The sequence below is a fragment of the Aliiglaciecola litoralis genome (assembly GCF_039523355.1).
Classification (GTDB): Bacteria; Pseudomonadota; Gammaproteobacteria; order Enterobacterales; family Alteromonadaceae; genus Aliiglaciecola; species Aliiglaciecola litoralis.
Genome location: NZ_BAAAFD010000004.1, coordinates 63,771 through 83,869, shown reverse-complemented (window position 1 = coordinate 83,869; position 20,099 = coordinate 63,771). Strand labels below are relative to the sequence as shown.

Sequence of the window (20,099 nt, the reverse complement as noted above, 5' to 3'; positions counted from 1 at the left end):
AAATGGAAAATACCATTGAAGATTTTTACGGGGATTTAACCTCCGAATTATTAGCAAGTTCAGAATCAATAACGCTATTAAATTTTATGGAATTTACTAGCTCTGAATTAATTGAGTCAGGAATTATAGAAGGTATAGAGATTTATCAATACTATACTGAAAAAGGTGCAAAAAAGCCTAAAAGAGTCGATGGGTTCTTCTTGAATGAGGATGGTGTGCTTGATTTATTTATTGCTGACATTTCAAACAGTAAAGAGCTAGAAAACCTTACTAATTCTGATATTCAAAACCTATTCAAACGACTTAATAATTACTTAGAATATTGTTTTTCAGAACATGATCAAAATGAGGAATCACAGCTTAAGAATTTAGTGTTTTCTCATAAAAAAACAATTTCAAAGATCAATTGTTATATATTGTCGAATAAACAACTTAGTAAAACTGCGATAAGTATACCTTCATCGGAATTTGATGGAATATCAGTATATTTTCATATATGGGATCTTAGTAGATTTTATAGACAGGCAATTTCAACATCTCAAAAAGAAGCCTTGACCATAAATTTTGAAGACTTTACAACAAGAAAAATACTTTGCTTACCAGCACATTTTTCGATTGAAAGCTTAGAGTCTTTTCTTATAGTAATGCCTGGAGAAGTGCTGTCCAGTTTATACGATAAATACGGGACTCGATTACTCGAACAAAATGTACGCTGTTTTTTACAAGCCAGAGGGAATGTTAATAAAGGCATTAGAGATACCATTATAAATCGGCCTGAAATGTTCTTTTCTTACAATAACGGTATTACTGCAACTGCAAAAAGTATAAAAACAGAAATTACTCAAGAAGGTATACAAATTTCATGCTTAGAAGACCTGCAAATTGTGAATGGCGGGCAAACAACAGCGTCTCTTTTTCATACCGCGCGCAAGGATAAAGTGAGTTTGGAAAAAGTATTTGTCCAAATGAAGCTAACTATTGTTCAAGAAGATGAATCTGCAACATTAATTCCTAAAATATCTGAATATGCGAATACTCAAAATCGGGTAAATGCCGCTGATTTTTTTTCTAATCATCCTTTCCATATTAGGATGGAGGAGCTTTCAAGGCGTATTTACGCACCACTAAAAAAAGATGAGCTTCGAGAAACAAGATGGTTTTATGAAAGAGCCCGAGGTCAATACAATGATGCAATGTCAAAGCTAACCATTGGAGATACTAAAAGGTTTAAAGTTGAGAATCCCAAAAGCCAGATGTTTACTAAGACAGATATGGCTAAATATCTTAATGTTTGGGATGAAGAACCAAAGTGGGTGAATAAAGGCGCACAAGGTAATTTTACTCAATTTGCTAAAAGAATAAGTCAAGAATGGAAAGTATCGTCCAACGAGTTCAATGAACTCTTTTATAAAAGATTAGTTGCAAAGGCAATCATTTTTAAAGCAACTGAAAAAATAATTTCTGGAGAAGCTTGGTATGGGGGGTATAGAGCAAATATTGTGGCTTATACCCTTGCCGCATTAAGCGAATACTGTAAGTCTCATGGTAAGACATTAGACTTTGACACAATTTGGTTAAAACAGGATATTTCCATAAAACTGGTAATGGTTATAAAAAGCATTGCTTTTTATGTTAACGAAAAATTAATGACCCCTCCGCCTCAATTCAAAAATATAACTGAATGGGCTAAAAAGGATTTGTGTTGGGATTCTATAAAACGTGACTTGCCAGAAAACCTCAACAAAGTAGAAACATTATTATCAACTCTTGTTGTGAACTTGGAAAGTGACAACTTTGCCAAAAAGGCTGCAAAATCTGATCAAATTATAGATAATTCAATTGATGCTCAAAGAAAGGTTTTAGAATATGGTAAAGAAAATTGGAAACCCTTGGCCGCTGATGCATTGAAAAATGAACTGCTGTCAGCAAAAGAAATGAGTATTTTAACCAAGACTATTTTTGCCGATAAAATTCCATCTGGCGCTCAAGCAAAGGTACTTTTAAATATTTTAGATCGCGTAGACAGTTAAAGATAACACCTATTGTTAGCAGTTATTTAATGAGAAAATTCTCAACAATCTTTGCAATTTGATGAGCTAAATATGGCGGCACAGCATTTCCCACTTGATGATATTGCTGCGTTCTGCCCCCTTGAAAGAAATAATTATCTGGGAAAGTTTGCAGCCTAGCAGCTTCCCTAACTGTTAAACTGCGGCACTGAGCCGGATCGTAATGTATAAAATAATGACCATCTTTAGATATATGACTGGTTATTGTAGTTGAGGGGCCTTTTCTAGTTTGTACTCTGAATCGATCCGAAAATTTTCCAGATTTCCAATTTTTATGAGCTGGCGCCAACCCTGGCAAATTAAATTCAATATGCCCCTTTGGAGATCGCCCATGTATTTTTGCAAAGGCGGATGCAAAAGCATAACGACCTAGATCATCTATTCGATGACCTCTAGTTTCATGGTTAAGCCATACATTTAAGTTTTTATCTTCAAACCAATTATCTAAAATATTATTGCCTGTCGATGATTTTTTACCTCGTAGAACCTGACTTGCACCAAAGCTTTGATGTTTTGAAACGTTTGTACTCGCCTCTAATAATTCAGTAGCAACATCTTCCATTTTCGCTTTTACAGCATCTTGGCTAATTTGTTTGAGTAGTTCGCCAACTCTGTTTTGCCAATTTGCTGCTGTGTCTTTCTCTTTACTTAGTCGACTGCGTAATGGTGGTAATGTATCGATAACATCTTCAACGTTTATTTGTTCTTTTTTTTGCAACAAAGACAAATTAGTGGTTGCGAAATCTTCACGGATGCCAATTAGAATTACTCTGTGTCTAGCTTGTGGTATACCATAATCTTCAGCTCTTATAATGAAAGTATTAGGGTCTACTCTCGCAGGGTCGTCGCCTGCTTTAAAACTTTGTTCTGCATTAAGTGAATGAATCCTATAACTAGGATGTTCTGTTCCTTCAGGAAATGCCCGATCTGGTGAAGCCAAATCTTGCAAAATTTCGTTAAAAATTTTGCCTCCATTTACCTTGGCTGAAAGCATGCCCTTTACGTTTTCCATAACAAACATTGCTGGTTTGTAGCGATTTATAATCCGAAGATATTCTTTATACAAGAAGTTCCGATGATCCGCTTCAGCACTATATTCAGCATTTCCCTTATTTCTTGCCCTGCCAACAAGTGAGTAAGCTTGGCATGGCGGTCCGCCAATTAAAATCCATGGTTTTAGAATTCCGGAATCACCAAGTCGCCTTTGAATAGCTTGGTCAAGGATAGCATTGCCAGCTTCAGTGCCAAGTTCAATACAAAGCGCTTCTTCTTTAGCCTGTTCCCAAATGTCTTTAGTTTGATCTGAATATGGTTTTAATGTTTCACCTTTGCAAAAAGCATAATAGTCGGATAGTCCTTGTTTATTACTATTTTTTAATAATCTATAAAATGCTCTCAATAGCAAAGTTTCGTGAGCAACGGGATCTTTCTCAGCTGAAACAATAATATGGAAAGACTTGCCGTTATTTAAAGATGAGAACCCTTCACCAAGTCCGCCAGGGCCAGCAAACAAATCAATAACAGGAATGGAAGATTGAATCATATACCTAACTTGTAAAATAAGAGAAATAGAATTAAGTGGGAGAATTTTTTATGAAAGTTTCAATAGCGACTTAAGCGTTGGAATCGGCATAATCGATAAAAAAGACAAACCAGACTCAAACTCCACTTCATCTTTAAAAACTGATAAATTAATTCCGCAATTATATGAGTTTGACGATTATTAACATAAATGCTGTATCCCATAAAATCCTCTTCATGCAATTTTTTCACGCTATTATTACTCCATTAAATTTTTTCGAGCAACTCACCCACTTCACATTCTAAATAATCACAGAGCTTTTCAAGCGTTTCAAAATCAATACGAGATGTCGTTTCGTGGTAAAGACGATTGACAGTACTTCTATTTATTCCGGTATCTCTCACCACATCTGAAATTTTTAGACGTCTCGCACCTAATAGAGTTGATAAGTTACATTTTATCACGTTAAAAGACCTTTTTGTTTCTTTAAAGATACAACAATGCTTGACTTGTACCTTACAGATATAATATTGTGCCCCTAGCGAATCAAAAACACTCTTTAAAGTAGTAGGAGATTATGAATGAGTCAGCATTATTTAACAACCTATGAGTTATCTAAACTCATAAAATATGACGCGCGCACAATTCGTGAACGTCTCAAGGATTCAGTCTTGATAGAAGGGATCCATTATATCCGTCCATTTGGTGGTCGTAAAATTCTTTACGATTGGTTAGCAATCCAAAAAGACATGCGCAAGTTTTCACAACAAGCGATGGCAATTCCTATGTCTAGTGGAGGGCTTAGTCATGGCTAGTCTTAACGTTAGAAAAGACACGGGTAAGTTATATCTAGATTTTAGATTTCGCAACATTCGTTGTCGCGAGCAGACGGAGTTAAAAGATACACCGACGAATCGTAAGCGTTTGCAAAATTTGCTGGATCGAGTTGAGGCGGAAATTATGCTCGGCCAATTCGACTATCGAGCCACATTTCCCAATAGCAAGATGTTACCCAAACTTGATGCAACTGTGTATTCCCCCCATTTTAAGCAGCAGTTATTCGTAGAAGTTCTTTAAGCCGCTCTCAATAGTTGTTTGGGTGGTACGCCACCAATTACCATTTATCTTAAAGACATGAATGAATGGGAAGTTAATCGGACATTAAAGAGTAGAGGATTTACGCTAAGAGAGTTTAAGATACGACAAAGTCGCTTGGTGTTAACAATTAAATGTAGTAGCTCACATCTAATCTGACACTTTAATTGGATAGGTTTCAATCTCCGCTGACGGTTGAACATAACTAGTTTATTTCCCTATTATCTGAATTAATATCGGTTTCATTTTTTAAAAGAGGAATTTTGTTTGCTTAAGTTCTCTACCTTGCAAGGTAAGCAACATAGAAATGACTTGCTAAGAAGTAGTTAGGTTTATAAGGAAGTTGGGAATATGGAATATACGAAAAATCAACATATGTTGTCTCAGTGGTATCTAAGAAATTTTCGTAGTGACGACAGTGCAAATTCACCAAAAGGTAAGCAAAGAGTGTGGTGCCACACAGTCAACATATCAGATGAGGGTGAGAATGATATTAAAGAAATTCCGTTGCCAATATCATCGATAGCAATTCACAAAAATTGTTTTATGTTAATTGATTGTGACTCCAAAAAGAAATTTGATATAGAGGATGAACTATCTGAATACGAGAGGGATACCTCTGTTCTATTCAATGAATTAGTGCACAAGCATAAATTCCAAAAACTTCTTGATGTTAGTCGAAAAGGAAACGGATTAGAAAAAGTGATTAACTTCATGGTTATCCAAATGTTACTTGGTTTTTTGAATCCTCAAAATAGAATGGATGGTAGAGACGAGATCTTAGAGCACATTTTGCCCGATATGGTAAAAAACTATGAGAACATTAGAGAGCTAATCACTAAACCGCCGAACCACGTCCAACCATATTATTCTCAAAATATTTTTAGGAAAATGCTAAGAGTAATTGAGTCTAACTCGGAAGTTTTCGAAAAATGTAAAGCTTTACTTTTTCTTTCTATGATAGCTGAAGCTAAAAATCTTCCCTCGCCAGTAGGCTATTTAGCTAGACTTAGAAATGGCATGTTTTCAAAAATTCATATCACCGGTATTTATCATACAGGATATGAATTTGATAGTACTGAAGTGAGACCTGTTTTTACGACAAGTCCTAACGTGGTAATGCTCAATCAGAATAATAACTTCAATTTATTGCCAATATCTCACAATTTAGCAATAGGGTTCTCTCTTGGGAGCACTGAAGACTATAACTCGCATTTGAACATATTCAGTGTTTATCCAAATAAGCTAAAATGCAAAAGTAGTGAAAAAATCAAAATTTATCGTGTATCCCATGATTACATGGATGGAGTCACTGGTTGGGTAAATATAATTGGTGTAACACAAACAAAAACAATATATACGCCCTATGAACTGAAAGACGTTGAGCGTTACCTACAGCGTCAAAATGATAATTACGATCATCACTATTCGCCTGATGAGCCAGAGCTGGTCGAAATATAAGTAAACAAACTGTTTAAGAGCGATTCGCAACATCTGGTATATTCACTATTCATGCGCTTAGTGTACTGTCTGGAACTTATGTATTGCGTTGACACCGTCCGCTTCACTAAGCCGGTAGTAAGCGTGAGTTTTGATTAAACTCTGTATACAAAAAATGAAAGTTTGAGTTCAGACTATTTCAAATTGAAGTACTATATCTGTTTTCGCAGGGGTCTATATTGGTTAATTTTAACCAATGCTTTTTGCCTTTTTTGTGACGCGACCGTGACCAAAGGTGTTAATCGTTGTAAATCGGCTTGTGACCATGAAACTCTCAATCCCTTTATACATGCGGGATTGACGTTTTTCGCCGGGGTAGACCGATTAAGCCCTTTTCGACGGGGTACACTCCGGAGGCGAAGGTCACAGGTTCGAATCCTGTCGGGTGCGCCATTTAAGTTCAACTAATCTTTTCTCTAACGCTGTCATCCCCGAGTCTCCTTTATACCGTCATCCCCGAGGTATCTTAGGTGCGCACGCAGAGCGGGGATCTGTTTAAAGTCACGGAAATATCAAATAGAACCCAGCAAAGCTTATTGACCAACGTATTCCATGCCTCGTCTTGTTCGATTGATTGCGTTGATGTTCCAATTGGCTCTGGCGCGCCGTAAAAACGGGTGAGCACAAAATCGCGATAGTCATTGTTCTTTTCACAAAAAGCGCGCACATGCCAGCGCATCCCTGAATGTACGATAGAGTGCGGCACAATAATACGGCCGTCTTCATCTGGGGCGTTAACCGAGCGGTAGTCCACTTCTAATCGCGTTTGCTGGCGACAGGCTTTGACAATTTGGCGCAGTACTTCTGGGCGAATGGAATAGGTCGGTAGCGGGACTTTGTGAGTGTAATCAAAGCCCAAGGTCATATCCTCAAAAGTATTGACCAAATCGCTATTGCGGTGAATAAGCTGCAAGTATTCATCGGCTTCGCCTAAGGTCACTTTGGGATGAAATTGCGCTGTGGGCTCATAGCCTTTTAACGAGGAGTTATATACAAGATTACCTGGCCCAATATGTTGTCGATATTCGGTGATATCTTTTGAGGCTTGCTGGCGACCAATACCAAAGTAGTCGATAAGGTGTCCGGCATTGAGCTTGCCTTCCCATAACGCTACGATCTCAATTAATCGATAACGCTGCAATAGATCTTACCGAAATGGCCAATGTGATTTTTGTTTCATACGTGTCGCTTATCACTACGTTTAATGTGATAAATAACATCATTAATTAAGCGTGGAAGCAAAATATTTTTATTTTACATGTCTAGTTTATGTACAGGTTCGCAATCTTAATCCACTTACCAAAGCCTAAATATAAGGCGCTGCGCCGATTTACCGTCAAAAACCTAACCATCACGCTATTAAACCTGCTTGAAAACTACTCATGTTGATCTGATCAGTCATTTACCTGTCGTGATTAGCGACATATTCTTATTTCACGGTTAAACAAGAGGAAACCATTATGACCATCTCACAGCATGCTCAAAAACGTTGTCAGCAACGCGGTATTTCTCCAGATCTGGTTGTACTGCTTAATGCTTTAGGAATGGAAACGCAACAAAAGGGCAACACCTATTTGCTTGAACTGGATAAGCACACGCAAAAAACCTTAACCAAAAAATTGAAACAGTTATTAATGCAAATTCAGCGCAATGTGTTCGTGGTTATCTCAGATGACGATACCGTAATCACCACGGCCCACAAGCACTAGGAGAGTAAAAAATATGGATATGATGGTCAAGAGCTGTAGAAATCCTAGCCAACAATCTTTTGCCGACGTATAAGGAAATACGATGACCAGTTTTGCCGATCCTGAAATTATCGCTTGCCCCCATTGCGACCAGCGATACTTGCGCCGCGTATTTCGCAGCTTGAGTCTCTTTCGAGAGCTGACCTTTTCTGATGGTGGGAGCATTGGGCTGTTGTCGAGCCTGAAAGAGCATGCGTGTCGCTGTGACAACTGCAACAACATCATCAAAGACTATACCAAACTACCGACGCTAGGTATTAGAACCAAGCCAACCTTCTGGCAACGCTGGTTTTCAGAGCCGGTAAACTACGACTACACGCCTCGGGTGACATTGAGCGTATTCCTTGAGCTGTATCTGCAAAGTAAGGATACAAATGAAAAGCGTAATTGGGCCATTAAAGCACTGCGCTTGATCAATCGAACCCACAAAATGGATGGCCATGAAAGTGCGCTCACGCCCAAGCTACAAGATACCTATGACAACATCAGCCAATTCATTTTAGATAATCCAATTACCCCCGTGGTGGATGAATACTGGTTGATCTGCGCCGATATCCATCGTCTGCGCGGGCACTTTGAGATGGCTAAAGCATGTTACGCTAAAGTCTGCGATCAAGAGCTCACGCCTTTTGTGGAGCAAGGAACTCGCTGGTGTGATGATGGCAATACCAGTTTGATGGTCGTTGAGTTTCCTGAGTCTGAGTGGTGAAACGTCACTTAATTCATAGTCGAACTTTAACTTAAAAATGTACCATAAGCGCAAATGTAGTTCGGACTAAGTTAATAGTATTCAATTTTAGTAGTTCTTTGCCTTTAGTGCGATAAGTAAACCTGTGCAAATAATCCATTTGTAATAGTGCTATTTCTTAGAATAGTCAGGACGCTTTTCAGCACTCTGAAGATGTCCTGCCATTGTGTGCACTGAAGGATATAAATATGTATGAGCCAAGGGTTTTAGAATTAAATCCTGTTAGTAGTCTCAAACAAAAATATCTCTCGCCGCTAGCCAAAACTTGTTTCCATTTTTTTCTGCGATGCCATAAGCCCAACTGGCCACCTGTTCAGAACGTTTGGAGTCACAAGTAAAGTATGGAGATAGTTCTTCAGTGATTAGCTTTTCATTTACGACTAAGTTTTGCTCCGCCCATTTATCTCTATGTGACGGGGCGGCCAAATAATCTCTTTTATTGTTATTACAGGACTTGTGAGCAAGTATAAAATTATGTCCTAAATCGTTATTGTATTTTGTAAATGGAATAAAGTGATCAACTTCAGCACTATCTTTCAAAGGTTTACAGCAATAGAAACAAAGATCGCTTTGAATTTCTTTGAGTAGTTTAGATGCGGGCTTTAAGTAATTTCTTGTCGTACTAAATAGGAAGTCAGAGAGTTCGCCAGCCTTCCCTATGACGGCTTTGTTTTCTTGTATCTTTGTCACTTTGTCAATCCAACCTTGTCGCGCAAATTGCACTACAAGATCGTGAAACTGGCGAAAACAGTCAGCTATGCCAACATTTAATAGGATAAAGTTTCTATTCTTTATATGTGGGAATAAATAACAGTCCTCACTTTTGGAAAGGATCTGTAAGCGCCACAATGGTCCGTCTTTCAAAGTTCGCATTGTATTTTTATACACCTGCGGCCATACAACTGAAGATTTAGCCTGAGTGAGATTTCTAACTCCGCTATTTTGCAATGCAATAATGTCTGAAATTATTTTGGCTTGTCTACCTGAGTTTTGAAGTAGTATTCCCCCTTGCAGAAACCCAGTATTTTCGGCAAAAAATGGTTTGGCGTGCTGCCAATACAATGTAATAAGCTTATCGACTATTTCATCAAAAGTGATTTTTAGTTGGGTATGTTCAGGGACATTTTTCTCGATACAAATATCAGCAATTGCATGCAAAAACGCAAACTTATAAGTAGAACTGAAATCCCCTTCTTGTAAAAGGCGTTGCATGTAAGAGATAAAATCAATCTGATTTTTGTAGAGGGACTCCATTTAATTCTCTAGCACAATAGTTTGCCAGACCACATCAGCACGGCCCAATTGGTCGTCAGTTGACTCCGTTTTAGCCACCATAGACAATCCATTCTTTTTGCCGAGCATTACAACTTCATCTTCGCTCACTGGAAATGCGATACGACCATCAGTAAATTGTCCATGTCTAAGCGTTAACACTAACTTCCCATTCGGTTTTAACAGTGGCGCTAAGTTTTGAATTGATAGTTGCTTCTCTTGCGATGACAAGTGCATCCAAACGGCACTAAGTAATATCAAATTAAATTTAATCCCTAGGTCTTTAACTTCTTCGATATTTGGCAAAAAATCTTGCAGCCAAGAAATATCGAACTGCGATGATGTACTGGTGGCATAGTTTATTAAATCCAAAACTGGTTCTACAGCAACAACTTTTAAACCCTTTGATGCCAGATAACGAGCATCACGACCAGAGCCTGCGCCAATGTCCAATACCGACCCAGTTTTTGGTATAAACGTTAGCCAATCTTTGTGGACATCCTCAAATGCAACACTGTCATACTGTAGAGCTAGTCTCTCAGCATTTTTTTGATAATACTTTAAGTTTTCGTTCATTTTTTCTTGTGTCACTAAATGCTTCGATTAAAAGACGACAGGTTTAACTTATCTGTTCCCAACGTAAAGTGAGTTGCTGATTAATCATAATGAGTGATAAACCTATACATGGAATAGGCAGTACGATTACGACCTACTCATGTACATTATAATTTGCACAATGATCAGCACTATCGCCATTGGCAAAATCCACTTTCCCCATTTCCCCATCTGTTCGTTTGACATGCGAAAATTAGAACGCTCAATTAGTGGCACAATCACAATCAATGAAATAAATAATACGCCAATGAGAATTAAAACATTCATCCGTGTTCCTTAGTCGTGTCTGTTTGATACTGTTATGTATGTTGCACTTTGGATTTTGGATTAACAAGTTATGGGGGATTTTTGTTTGGTTGTGGGTGGTTTAGTGCAAACAGGGGTTTGGGAGGTCCCGGCCCAAGAGCATTGGCGGGATGACAATGGTCTAGCTATAAATAGGAGTTAAGGAGGTCCCGGCACTGCGTGCGCCCCATAAAAGCACCACCGGGATGACAGTAAATTAAAAGCACTGCCGGGATGACAGGACTTTAGAACCGTGGGATGACAGTCGAATATACGATTCTCTTCTATTGGATTACCGATTCTATGTGCTAAATCGTTTTTTAATCAGTATTCTATAATGAGCGTTTGAAGCGGCAGATAATTTTAATCGACTGGATAGGAAGTGGGTAAGGCATGAGATTTGGTTTTATAGTGGGCCTGTTATTAATATTGGTGGGTTGTTCGAGCTTTACTGGCAAAAAAGAATCCGAAGAGATTGCGGTGATTTGTCAGTGGGGTGAGCAGAAATTTGATCTGTGTCAGTATGATTCTTATGCGCAGATGGTCGAGGGGCTTTTGACAGAAATGACCCTTGACGAAAAGGTTGGTCAAATGACGCAGTCTATTTGGCACAACAATGTGTCTCCAGAGATTATCCGCGACAGACGAATTGGCTCTATCATTCACACTGAGGGACCTACTCCGGGTCCAGACGCCATGGATTGGATCAACAAATTTAATGAGTTTCAATCCCGCGCATTAGAAACACGTTTGGGTATTCCGTTGTTGATTGCGGTGGATGCGGTGCATGGCCAAAATACTTTCGAAGGTGCAGTCATTTTTCCCCACAATATCGGCATGGCAGCCACCCGCAACATGTCGCTTATCGAGCAAGCGGGCTACATTACCGCTATCGAAGCTGCAGGTACGGGTTTTAACTGGACCTTTTCGCCTTGTATTGCCATGCCACAACATGAGCATTGGGGTCGCGTTTATGAGGGATTTACCGAGGATCGCGATTTAACCACTCAAGCGGTTATCGCCTCTATTGCAGGCCATCAAGGTGCGAGTCTATCCAATCGCAATACCATCGCGGCCACGGCTAAGCATTTTATTGCTGATGGTGCCACTGATGGCGGCGTTGAAGGCGGTAATGCGATCATGTCTGAGCAAGAGATGCGCGAGACTTACCTGCCCCCTTACGCTGCCGCAGTTGACCATGGTATCGCTGCGATCATGGTGGGTTTTAATTCCTATAACTCGGTCAATATGCACCAACATACGCATTTGGTGACCGATGTCTTAAAAGGCGAGCTTGGGTTCAACGGTGTCGTCATAACCGATTGGAATGGTGGTTTACGATTTGGCGAGCCGCACACAGCCATTAATGCTGGGGTCGACATTGCCATGCAGCCTGCTAATCATGACGAGTTCATGGGCAAGCTTAAAGCATCAGTTTTAGACGGTACTGTGCCGATGAGTAGAATTGATGATGCGGTTAGACGGATCTTGACGCTGAAGTTTAAGCTTGGTTTGTTTAGCGACCCCTTTGCCAAAGAGGAATTCGCGCAGCGCATTGGCTCTGATGAACACCGAGCTGTGGCGCGACAAGCTGTGCGCGAGTCTTTGGTGCTGTTAAAGAGCGACAATAACGCGCTACCGCTGGATCCGTCTGATTCTATTGCGGTAGTAGGTGCTCACGGTCATAACACCGGTTTACAAAGCGGCGGCTGGTCTATTCATTGGCAAGGACAAACTGAGAGTTATCGTGGTGCAACGTCTATTTTTGAAGCGATAAACAAGGTGGGCTCTAATGTGGAATATGCCGAGTATGGCTGCTACGAGGGTATGGCTGCGGAAAAAGCCGTGGTTGTGGTGGGCGAAAATCCGTATGCAGAAGGCTTTGGTGATACCGATGAATTATGGCTAAGCCAAGCGCATAAGACGTTAATCTCCAGATGCAAGGAGTTGGGTAAGCAGGTTATCGTGGTGTTAATTTCGGGCCGAGTGCTGTTGATTAAAGAAGACTTAGATATCAGTGATGCGTTTGTTGCAGCGTGGTTGCCCGGCTCAGAAGGTGATGGTGTAGCAGACTTCTTGTTTGGTGTTGATGGTTTCAAGCCAGTGGGCAAATCGCCTTATGCTTGGCCAAAGGAGTTTAGTGATATTCCGATCGCCGCTGATGCAGAGCATGCGTTGTTCAAATACGGTTATGGGTTGCAGGATTATTGACTACACACTTCGTCATCTCCGAGATCTCAAAAGCTGTCATCCCCGAAGTTGTTATCGGGGATCTCGTTAACAGTACGCCGTAGTTGAGTACAAACAGGAGTCTGGGAGATCCCGGCTCTAAGAGCACTGCCGGGATGACTACACACTTCGTCATCCCCGAAGTCTCAAAAGCTGTCATCCCCGAAGTCTCTTGATCGGGGATCTCGGTAACAGTGCTTCGTAGTTGAGTACCTACAGGAGTCTGGGAGATCCCGGCCCAAGAGCATTACCGGGATGACTTTGAATTGAGAGCATTGCCGGGATGACTACACACTTCGTCATCCCCGAAGTCTCAAAAGCTGTCATCCCCGAAGTCTCTTGATCGGGGATCTCGGTAACAGTGCTTCGTAGTTGAGTACCTACAGGAGTCTGGGAGATCCCGGCCCAAGAGCATTGCCGGGATGACTTTGAATTGAGAGCACTGCCGGGATGACTTCACACGCTGTCATCCCCTAGGTCTCAAAAGCTGTCATCCCCGAAGTTTCAAAAGCTGTCATCCCCGAAGTTGTTATCGGGGATCTCGGTAACAGTGCGCCGTAGTTGAGTACAAACAGGAGTTTGGGAGATCCCGGCTTTAAGAGCGTTGCCGGGATGACTTTGAATTGAGAGCATTGCCGGGATGACTACACACTTCGTCACCCCCGAAGTTGTTATCGGGGATCTCGGTAACAGTGCGCCGTAGTTGAGTACAAACAGGAGTTTGGAAGATCCCGGCTCTAAGAGCACTACCGGGATGACTACACACTTCGTCATCCCCGAGGTCTCTTGATCGGGGATCTCGGTAGTAATACGCCGTAGTTAACTACAAACAGGAGTTTGGGAGATCCCGGCTCTAAGAGCACTACCGGGATGACATTGAATTGAAAGAACCGCCGGGATGATTGTGAATTGATTAGCTCGGATCGTCATCTCTTTTTCCTAAACTAGACTACACTGTATTCACGGTAAGAAAAATACACTGTGAATTTAAGAGTGTATAAACGCTTTGCAAAGGCGCAATTTTATTGTTCCGTAGCTTTGACAAGGAGAATCAATCATTTACTAACGCTACATGGAGGTGCTTGATGCTATTCATGTTTAAATCAAAAGTTGCTGTTTTTGCAGCTGTATTACTGCTCTTTTTGAGTTCTTCGTACCCCGCTTTATCTGTTGAAAAAGCTAAACAAAAACCAACCGAATCTGATCCTGATGTCAATATTTACGCATGGACACCTAAGGGGACTAAGTTGTGGCCATCGCCAAATATTAGGGTTTGCTTTGACGCCTTTGGGGATTGGACAACCAGTGATATCGCGTTTACACAGCGCTCTGAGGCAATCCGTAACACATTAGAAGTTGCCCTTAATTCACTTAAAGGAAGCGGAACTGCCCTGACCGTATACGGATGGGAGGTGTGTCCCGAACCTGGCACGCCCAGTTTGCTAAATACATGGCGCATTTCGCTGCAATTTTTTGCAGATGGTCGTCCAGACGGACGCGCATCAGCTGATCTTGGTTATAATCCTTCGCGCGAGACTGGCGTAGCGTTTGGTGGTGATTATCCATTGATGGGGATTGTTCATGAATTCGCTCATGCACTGGGCTTTCAACATGAATGGTGGCGGCATGACATTACCGAGGGTTGCACACAACCATTGGGTGGCGGGGCAGGCGGCAATGAAGGCCAGCATTCATCGGAAAAAGGCGAATTTCTTACGGCTTACGATCCCAATAGTATAAACAATCAAACCTACTGCGGGCTTTTTCGTAATGACGGTGTCTTTACTGAGGCGGATAAAGCCGCAATTGCATTCTTATACCCAAACAAAGAACCTGCTGTCTATATTACCGATCAAATTGCGTTTGATGGGGGCATTGTTGTGCCTGAAAGTTCGAATTTGGATGTAAAAAATGGATGGACACAAGTCGGTATTCTTGCGTCTGCAGCGAACATTGATGAATGTGATTTAGGGCTAGGCAATTCGTTTACCGAGCAGAAAAAGCGCTTAAAAGTTAACAAAAAAGTGAATATAACTTGTCACTTCAAAGATTACTGGGGACGCAAGCGCACGTCCTCTGCCATTAGCCTTATCAAATCTGACACTAAATTTTCCTCCGTAGTCGTAGCTGCGATCTACTGATCTTAACCTTCGTTTATACCGCCACTTTGATGGCTAGTCATAATCGAATTCAAATGTAATGCTTGTAAAATTGTTAATAAAAGGACAACCAAATGACTAAAAAATTGATTTTAATTTCAGTATTCGCGGTCTCTGTGTTTAGCTCAAATTTCGTTTTGGCAAAAGCATGGAAACATGGAACGGTCAATATCGTTGAATCATTTAAAGATAAGATCTATGTCAGGTGGACAGGAGCAAATACCGAAAGTTGTTCGAGTAATGACGTCACTATATCAGCCTCTTCATTAGGCAATAAAGAGGCATTGGATAGAGCGTTTAAAATAGCGTTAACAGCGTCAGTGTCAGGCAAACCAATACGATTTCTATTAGATGGTTGTAGTGGCAATCTTCAAAAAGGCACCGTTGTACAGCTGTGTGCTAATTCGGATTGCTCGTATTAGTTGAGTGCGAGCAGGAGTTTGGGAGATCCCGGCCCTAAGAGCACCACCGGGATGACTTTGAATTGAGAGCGCTGCCGGGATGACTACACACTTCGTCATCCCCGAGGTTGTTATCGGGGATCTCGGTAATGGTGCTCCGTAGTTTAGTACAAACAGGAGTTTGGGAGATCCCGGCTCTAAGAGCACTGCCGGGATGACTTTGAATTGAGAGCGCTGCCGGGATGACTACACACTTCGTCATCCCCTAGGTCTCAAAAGCTGTCATCCCCGAAGTTGTTATCGGGGATCTCGGTAACAGTGCTTCGTAGTTGAGTGCGAGCAGGAGTTTGGGAGATCCCGGCTCTAAGAGCACTACCGGGATGACTTTGAATGGGGAGCGCTGCCGGGATGACGCATTATGATTGAGCGCTGCCGGGATGACTACGCACTTCCTCATCCCCGAGGGCTCAAAAGCTGTCATCCCCGAAGTTGTTATCGGGGATCTCGGTAATGGTGCTCCGTAGTTGAGTACAAACAGGAGTTTGGGAGATCCCGGCTCTAAGAGCACCACTGGGATGACTACGCACTTTGTCATCCCCGAGGTTGTTATCGGGGATCTCGGTAATGGTGCTCCGTAGTTTAGTACAAACAGGAGTTTGGGAGATCCCGGCTCTAAGAGCACTGCCGGGATGACTTTGAATTGAAAGCGCTGCCGGGATGACTACGCACTTCCTCATCCCCGAGGTCTCAAAAGCTGTCATCCCCGAAGTTGTTATCGGGGATCTCGGTAATGGTGCTCCGTAGTTGAGTACCAACAGGAGTTTAGAAGATCCCGGCTCTAAGAGCACTGCCGGGAAGACGCATTATGATTGAGCACTGCCGGGATGACGCATTATGATTGAGCGCTGCCGGGATGACCCACTGTGTCGTCTACAAATGCGTTCTTACGTCTAACAGTTCGGGGAAGAAGCTCATGTCTAGGGCTTTTTTGAGGAAGCCTACTCCGGAGGAGCCGCCTGTGCCGTGCTTATTACCGATGATGCGCTGCACTGTGTACATGTGTTTAAAACGCCATTGTTGGAACGCATCTTCAATATCCACTAACTTCTCGGCTAGCTCGTACAGCTCAAAGTATTTATCGCATTGCTTGTACACCTCTATCCACGCCTCAAGCACCGATTGGTTGGCTTGGTAAGGCTGGCTCACGTCGCGGTTCAACATCTCTTTATCGATGTTAAACCCTTGTCTAGCAAGAAGGTGAATGGTCTCGTCGTACAAACTTTTTTGATTGAGGGTATCGCTGAGTTCTTGGTGTACCGCTTTATCGTGGGCGTGGACTTTCAACATGGCGGCGTTTTTGTTGCCCAGTAAAAATTCGAGTTTGCGATAGCCATAAGACTGAAAGCCAGATGAGTGACCTAGATCATCGCGAAATTTGAGGTAATCGGCGGGCGTTAGAGTGGATAATATCTGCCATGACTGGGTTAGTTGTACAAAGATATGCTTAACCCGTGCAATCACTTTAAAGGCCGGTCCAAAGTCTTCTTGCTGTATACAGGTTAAGGCTTTGCTGATTTCGTGGCCTGCCAGTTTTATCCACAGCTCACTGCTTTGGTGAATGATAATAAACAGCATTTCATCGTGCTGGCCCGATAAGGGTGTTTGCGCCGAGAGCACCTTGTCGAGCTGTAGATAATCGGCATAAGACATGTCTTGTTTAAAATCGGTATGGATATCTTTTTCCATAGCCCGATAATTTTGTGGTTTTTTATCCGTCATAGCTAGCTCCTACAATCCGTATCGGGTCAGAAGTGTGTCGGCGTCTTGTTGTGTCAGCTCATCCACCGATGAGTAAGACTCACATAGCTCTTGCAACAAGCGGTCATGTATTTTGCCTAACGCATACGCCTCTTGATAAGGACGATGTTGGAACATGACCATGGCGTAGCGTGGTGTAAAACGTGCTGGAAACCATTGCTGCAACTTAAAAGCGAAGGCTTTTTTCTGTAAAAAGCTGTCTTGGATCACGCTATCGCGCATTTCAATGTAGTTTTCCAGCGCCATATCAGCAATGGCATCGGCGTTGGGTTTACGCAGCTTTGCAATATTGGCAAACAGTGCATGCCAGTCGGCCGATTCAGCTTCGTTGGCCGCAGGAAAGTGCTCAGCAATAGACTGACAATCTTCAAACCCACAGTTCATCCCTTGGCCATGAAACGGCACTATGGCATGCGCGGCGTCACCAATGATCAATCCTTTATCAGCATAATTCCACGGCCCACATTTGATGGTAGCCATGCTGCCCGTTGGATTCTCGATGTAAGTGCCAACTAGGTTCTCCAGCTCGGGTTTGATACTGGCAAAATGCGCATCAAAAAAGGCGTTGATGGTCGCTTCATCCTTGACCGTGGCGAAGCTGGTCTCACCTTGAGTATGCATAAACAAGGTCACGGTAAAACTGCCGTCTTGATTGGGCAGCGCAATGAGCATGAACTGGCCTCGTGGCCAGATGTGCAGTGCTTGTTTATCAATTTTGTGTTGGCCCTGGCTATCGGGCGAGATATGCAATTCTTTGTAGCTGTGGTCAAGCACATCCACACTAAGCTGGCTGTTATCATTCAGCGCAAGAATGGCATCGCGTACCACCGAATTGGCGCCGTCGGTGCCAATCAGTTTATCAAAGGATACGGTTTGGCTGTGTTCACCTTGGACGATACTGAGCTGGTTGGTGTCAAAATCAACCTGACTAATTTTACTATCGAAATGGATGGTCACCAAACCAGTATTTTCCGCTTCTGTGAGTAAGAAACTGTTGAGCTCGCCTCTGGATATAGAGTAGATCACATCATACTCATGCTGGCCATAAGGTTGCAAAGTCGCAGTTTCACCTTCCACATGTACCATGCGGCCGCGCATCGGAATGATCATGTCGTTGATTTTGGACATCAATCCTAGCTGCTCTAATGGTTTGATACCGCGATTGGCTAGCGCCAAGTTGATCGAGCGACCGGCGGAGATATCCACACGGCGCAAATCGGGGCGAGATTCATATACCTCAACTCGATAGCCTTTTTTAGCCAAAATCAGCGCCAGCAGTGAGCCCACCAGCCCGCCACCCGCAAGGGTGATCATCGGGGTTTGATTATCTGACATGATTGGCTTCCTTGTTCAAACAGGCTTTCAAGATCCGCACAAAGTGATAGGCATCCTGAAATTGATTGTATAAAGGCACAGGTGCCACACGGATCACGTTAGGTTCACGCCAATCGGTGGTGATCCCTTGGGATTCAAGATCGCTGTACAAGGCTTTGCCGTTCAAGCCCGGCTCGTTGACCATCAGCGATAACTGGCAACCACGCTGGGCAGGATCATCTGGGGTGATAACCCGGATTCTATCGCCTAATTCAGCTTTGATCAGACCCAACAAATACTCGGTTAACAACAGTGATTTTTTACGTAACTCGCCAATGCCACCGGCTAGACTGATGGTCTCATATGAGCCGCGCACCGCCGCCAATGACAACACCGGAGGATTAGACAGCTGCCAACCTTCGGCGGTGGGAATCGGCTTGAAGGTGTTTTCCATTTTAAAGCGGGTCGACTTGTCGTGCCCCCACCAGCCAGCAAAACGATTGAGCTCGGGGTTTTGGGTATGCTTTTGATGCACAAAACAGCCTGCCACTGAGCCGGCGCCGCTGTTGAGATATTTATAACTACACCAGCAAGCAAAATCCACTTGCCAGTCATGCAGTGCTAGCTCGATGTTGCCCACCGCGTGCGCCAAATCAAAGCCCACATTGATGCCTTTGGCATGGGCTTTTTCGGTGATGCGCTGCATGTCGAGCACTTGGCCGGTGTAATACTGCACGCCCGGTAGCAAAATCAAGGCAATCTCGTCGCCATGCTGGTCAATCATCTCAAACAAATCATCGTAATTGAGCAGCTCTTCGCCTTCACGCGGTGTCCACAATAACAAGTTTTCTTGCACCGATTGCTTGTGGTGTTTTAACTGGGACTCAACGGCGTAGTGATCAGAAGGGAAAGCATGATCTTCGATCAGGATCTTAGTGCGCTTACCGCTTGGCTGGTAAAAACTGACCATCATCAAGTGCAGGTTGGCGGTGAGCGAGTTCATCATCACCACTTCTTCGGCCTTAGCCCCCACTAACTCAGCGGCATGCTCGGTGACAAATTCGTGATACGGCATCCACGGGTAGTCCCCTTCAAAATGGCCTTTTACGCCTCTTTGTTGCCATGCATCGAGCAGTTCAAGCACTGCTTCTCTGGCCAGCTTTGGCTGTAAGCCCAGCGAATTACCGGTGAAGTAATATTCATCTTCGCCATTGGCTTGTTTAGGAATAGAGAAATGCTCGCGCATAGGTGCCAAAGGGTCGTTGGCATCGAGTTGTTGTGCGTATTCTAACGAGGTATCAAACGTCATAGTGGTCATCTTTTA

Annotated in this window: 18 protein-coding genes; 9 read left to right on the top strand and 9 right to left on the bottom strand. The window is 42.7% G+C overall.

Translation table 11 applies throughout. The features are described 5' to 3' along the window. Positions 1-2 precede the first annotated feature (2 nt). Positions 3-2,030, top strand: coding sequence for an AIPR family protein (locus ABD036_RS08895; protein ID WP_343858867.1), 2,028 nt, complete (start codon positions 3-5; stop codon positions 2,028-2,030). Positions 2,031-2,052: 22 nt separating this feature from the next. Here the strand turns inward: ABD036_RS08895 and ABD036_RS08890 are convergent, their stop codons facing one another. Next, on the bottom strand, positions 2,053-3,612 hold the full coding sequence (locus ABD036_RS08890) for a DNA cytosine methyltransferase (RefSeq protein ID WP_343858864.1): 1,560 nt from the start codon (positions 3,610-3,612) through the stop codon (positions 2,053-2,055). A gap of 245 nt (positions 3,613-3,857) precedes the next feature. Next, on the bottom strand, positions 3,858-4,055 hold the full coding sequence (locus ABD036_RS08885) for a helix-turn-helix domain-containing protein (protein WP_343858862.1): 198 nt from the start codon (positions 4,053-4,055) through the stop codon (positions 3,858-3,860). A 117-nt stretch (positions 4,056-4,172) separates the two neighbouring features. On the opposite strand from ABD036_RS08885, the gene ABD036_RS08880 reads away from it, so the two are divergent. The 3 genes from ABD036_RS08880 to ABD036_RS08870 all read left to right on the top strand — a co-directional run bounded on the left by ABD036_RS08880 (position 4,173) and on the right by ABD036_RS08870 (position 6,147). Next, positions 4,173-4,406, top strand: a complete 234-nt coding sequence (locus ABD036_RS08880) for a hypothetical protein (protein WP_343858861.1) — start codon at positions 4,173-4,175, stop codon at positions 4,404-4,406. Then, on the top strand, positions 4,399-4,668 hold the full coding sequence (locus ABD036_RS08875) for an Arm DNA-binding domain-containing protein (protein WP_343858859.1): 270 nt from the start codon (positions 4,399-4,401) through the stop codon (positions 4,666-4,668). Before ABD036_RS08880 ends, ABD036_RS08875 begins: the two co-directional genes overlap by 8 nt. A gap of 369 nt (positions 4,669-5,037) precedes the next feature. Continuing rightward, the gene (locus tag ABD036_RS08870; protein WP_343858857.1) at positions 5,038-6,147 is read left to right on the top strand and encodes a DUF4238 domain-containing protein; all 1,110 of its coding nucleotides are present in this window, start codon (positions 5,038-5,040) and stop codon (positions 6,145-6,147) included. Positions 6,148-6,652: 505 nt separating this feature from the next. On the opposite strand, the gene ABD036_RS08865 is transcribed toward ABD036_RS08870, so the two are convergent. Beyond that, positions 6,653-7,327, bottom strand: coding sequence for a BrxR family helix-turn-helix transcriptional regulator (locus ABD036_RS08865; RefSeq protein ID WP_343858855.1), 675 nt, complete (start codon positions 7,325-7,327; stop codon positions 6,653-6,655). Between the two features lie 319 nt (positions 7,328-7,646). On the opposite strand from ABD036_RS08865, the gene ABD036_RS08860 reads away from it, so the two are divergent. Both ABD036_RS08860 and ABD036_RS08855 read left to right on the top strand, forming a co-directional pair. After that, a complete protein-coding gene (locus ABD036_RS08860; protein WP_343858853.1) occupies positions 7,647-7,895 on the top strand; it encodes a hypothetical protein in 249 nt (82 codons plus the stop codon). A gap of 82 nt (positions 7,896-7,977) precedes the next feature. Beyond that, positions 7,978-8,643: a hypothetical protein gene (locus tag ABD036_RS08855; RefSeq protein WP_343858852.1), complete on the top strand. Its 666-nt coding sequence runs from the start codon at positions 7,978-7,980 to the stop codon at positions 8,641-8,643. A gap of 270 nt (positions 8,644-8,913) precedes the next feature. Here ABD036_RS08855 and ABD036_RS08850 read toward each other — a convergent pair whose 3' ends face one another. The 3 genes from ABD036_RS08850 to ABD036_RS08840 all read right to left on the bottom strand — a co-directional run bounded on the left by ABD036_RS08850 (position 8,914) and on the right by ABD036_RS08840 (position 10,836). After that, entirely contained in the window at positions 8,914-9,936 is a 1,023-nt protein-coding gene (locus tag ABD036_RS08850; RefSeq protein ID WP_343858850.1) for an HNH endonuclease signature motif containing protein, read from the bottom strand. Beyond that, a complete protein-coding gene (locus tag ABD036_RS08845) occupies positions 9,937-10,545 on the bottom strand; it encodes a class I SAM-dependent methyltransferase (protein ID WP_343858848.1) in 609 nt (202 codons plus the stop codon). 111 nt (positions 10,546-10,656) lie between these two features. Beyond that, entirely contained in the window at positions 10,657-10,836 is a 180-nt protein-coding gene (locus tag ABD036_RS08840; RefSeq protein WP_343858846.1) for a hypothetical protein, read from the bottom strand. 411 nt (positions 10,837-11,247) lie between these two features. Between ABD036_RS08840 and ABD036_RS08835 the strand changes: the two genes are divergently transcribed. The 3 genes from ABD036_RS08835 to ABD036_RS08825 all read left to right on the top strand — a co-directional run bounded on the left by ABD036_RS08835 (position 11,248) and on the right by ABD036_RS08825 (position 15,664). Further along, positions 11,248-13,065 (top strand): glycoside hydrolase family 3 protein, encoded by a 1,818-nt coding sequence (locus ABD036_RS08835; protein ID WP_343858844.1) that lies wholly within the window; start codon positions 11,248-11,250, stop codon positions 13,063-13,065. A gap of 1,112 nt (positions 13,066-14,177) precedes the next feature. Then, on the top strand, positions 14,178-15,224 hold the full coding sequence (locus tag ABD036_RS08830; RefSeq protein ID WP_343858842.1) for a hypothetical protein: 1,047 nt from the start codon (positions 14,178-14,180) through the stop codon (positions 15,222-15,224). A 92-nt stretch (positions 15,225-15,316) separates the two neighbouring features. Continuing rightward, a complete protein-coding gene (locus ABD036_RS08825) occupies positions 15,317-15,664 on the top strand; it encodes a hypothetical protein (protein WP_343858840.1) in 348 nt (115 codons plus the stop codon). A gap of 909 nt (positions 15,665-16,573) precedes the next feature. On the opposite strand, the gene kynA is transcribed toward ABD036_RS08825, so the two are convergent. The 3 genes from kynA to kynU are packed head-to-tail and all read right to left on the bottom strand — an operon-like array spanning position 16,574 to position 20,084. Further along, on the bottom strand, positions 16,574-17,422 hold the full coding sequence (gene kynA / locus ABD036_RS08820) for a tryptophan 2,3-dioxygenase (protein WP_343858838.1): 849 nt from the start codon (positions 17,420-17,422) through the stop codon (positions 16,574-16,576). Positions 17,423-17,431: 9 nt separating this feature from the next. Further along, positions 17,432-18,796: an FAD-dependent oxidoreductase gene (locus ABD036_RS08815; protein ID WP_343858836.1), complete on the bottom strand. Its 1,365-nt coding sequence runs from the start codon at positions 18,794-18,796 to the stop codon at positions 17,432-17,434. Then, complete coding sequence (gene kynU, locus ABD036_RS08810; RefSeq protein ID WP_343858834.1) at positions 18,786-20,084, bottom strand: kynureninase; 1,299 nt, start codon at positions 20,082-20,084, stop codon at positions 18,786-18,788. Before kynU ends, ABD036_RS08815 begins: the two co-directional genes overlap by 11 nt. Positions 20,085-20,099: the final 15 nt, after the last annotated feature.